Source organism: Phyllobacterium sp. P5_D12 (assembly GCF_054049495.1).
On record NZ_JBFUMG010000811.1, the window covers coordinates 1 to 1,512 of the forward strand.

Sequence of the window (1,512 nt, forward strand, 5' to 3'; positions counted from 1 at the left end):
CCAAACCAATAACTGCGACAGCCTTCGTCAGTTGCTTCCATCTTGCCCCAAACTGGCGAAGAACCGCAAGGAAGGTCGGCTTTCGATCAAGCCCCTTTTCAACGACCATTATGAATACGATGGCGGCAATCAGGGCACTCCAAAAAGGCAAAAAACCCCGACCCCATACAAACACGATACCATCAAAGCCAAGCCAGAACTTTGACGCCGAGTATTTGTTCATTCCAAGCAAAACGGTCAAAATGACGGTGCAAAAGAATAGGAGCGAAAGCCGCCAAAGCACTGCCCAGCTCAATGACAGCTGACGATGAAACGAAAGCCGCTCAAGCGCGGTTGATCCTCCAGTCAACCTTACCATCTTCTGGCTTGCGAGCAGAAATGCGATGAACACGGGAACGTGCGCTACAAAGAAACCAAGCAGCGAAAGACCGTCGGGCAACGTTAGTGAATAGAGACGCATTACCGTTGCCAGCAATAGCCAGGGTAGGGTCTCCAGCACCAGGTAAGGGCCAAAGCCAATCCTTTCGTTGCGGCGCAAACTGAGTTCAGGAAATGAAGGTACTGTTATCGCGGGTTTCATCAGACGGTTATAAAATCGTCCCGCCAAACGCGGCATTAATCCATTCGATCAAATGCGGTGCAACATCACAATTTCGATAGAAATTGCTACGCTCGAGGCATTCTAAAAAATCTTTCCGTCCGCATTTTCAAATGAAGGTGGTCGCCATCGATCTGGGGTGGTCCTCGGTTGCAATATACTTCCGTGGTTCTCGATCTGTGCTTCGAAAGTCGCATAATGTCTCGTCTGGGACCGGCCTCTTCGGATCCCCTCCCGCTACTGGTGCGATCTTTAGCATCTTTACTCGTTTGGGACCGTCGACAGGAAATTGGACAAGACTTATCTTTTGTTGGCGTTGCGCCACTCTCCGAAGACAGTCAAATTRTTGGGGTCTGTCGGCGGGTAAAGGCCGATGATGGATTTACCGGACTGGACGAGTTCCAGAACGAAATCCTCGTACGCTGTCATCTCCACCGTCTCCTCAGCGACCTCGGTGGCTAGATGTGCGGGGATAATCACAACACCCTCACTATCTCCGACCACGATATCGCCGGGCCAGACTGYGACATCTCCACAGCCAATGGGAACATTGATATCGAGCGCTTGATGGAGTGTGAGATTCGTCGGTGCTGAGGGACGATTATGATATGCCGAAAAGGCAAGGTTGGCTATTTCCGGAGAATCACGAAATCCGCCATCAGTTACTATACCCTCGACACCTCGTTGCATGAGGCGAGTGATTAGTATCGAGCCAGCCGATGCGGCTCGCGCATCTTTGCGGCTGTCGATAACAAGCACGGCGCCCGGCGGGCATTCCTCGATGGCCTTGCGCTGGGGATGCGCGGGGTCGCGGAAAACAGACAGCTGGTTGAGATCTTCACGAGCAGGTATATAGCGAAGCGTAAATGCCTCGCCCACCATGTTGTACTCCAATTTTCCAAGGGGTCTTACGT

The 1,512-nt window shown here is 51.9% G+C and carries 2 protein-coding genes; one reads left to right on the forward strand and one right to left on the reverse strand.

Annotated elements, in window-relative coordinates:
* Positions 1-205 (forward strand): hypothetical protein (locus ACXJ5O_RS26650; RefSeq protein ID WP_457302535.1); only part of this gene is annotated, 205 nt, incomplete at its 5' end.
* Positions 206-898: 693 nt separating this feature from the next.
* Here ACXJ5O_RS26650 and ACXJ5O_RS26655 read toward each other — a convergent pair.
* The coding region (locus ACXJ5O_RS26655) for a ribonuclease activity regulator RraA (protein ID WP_457302536.1) at positions 899-1,512 on the reverse strand (614 nt) is incomplete at its 5' end.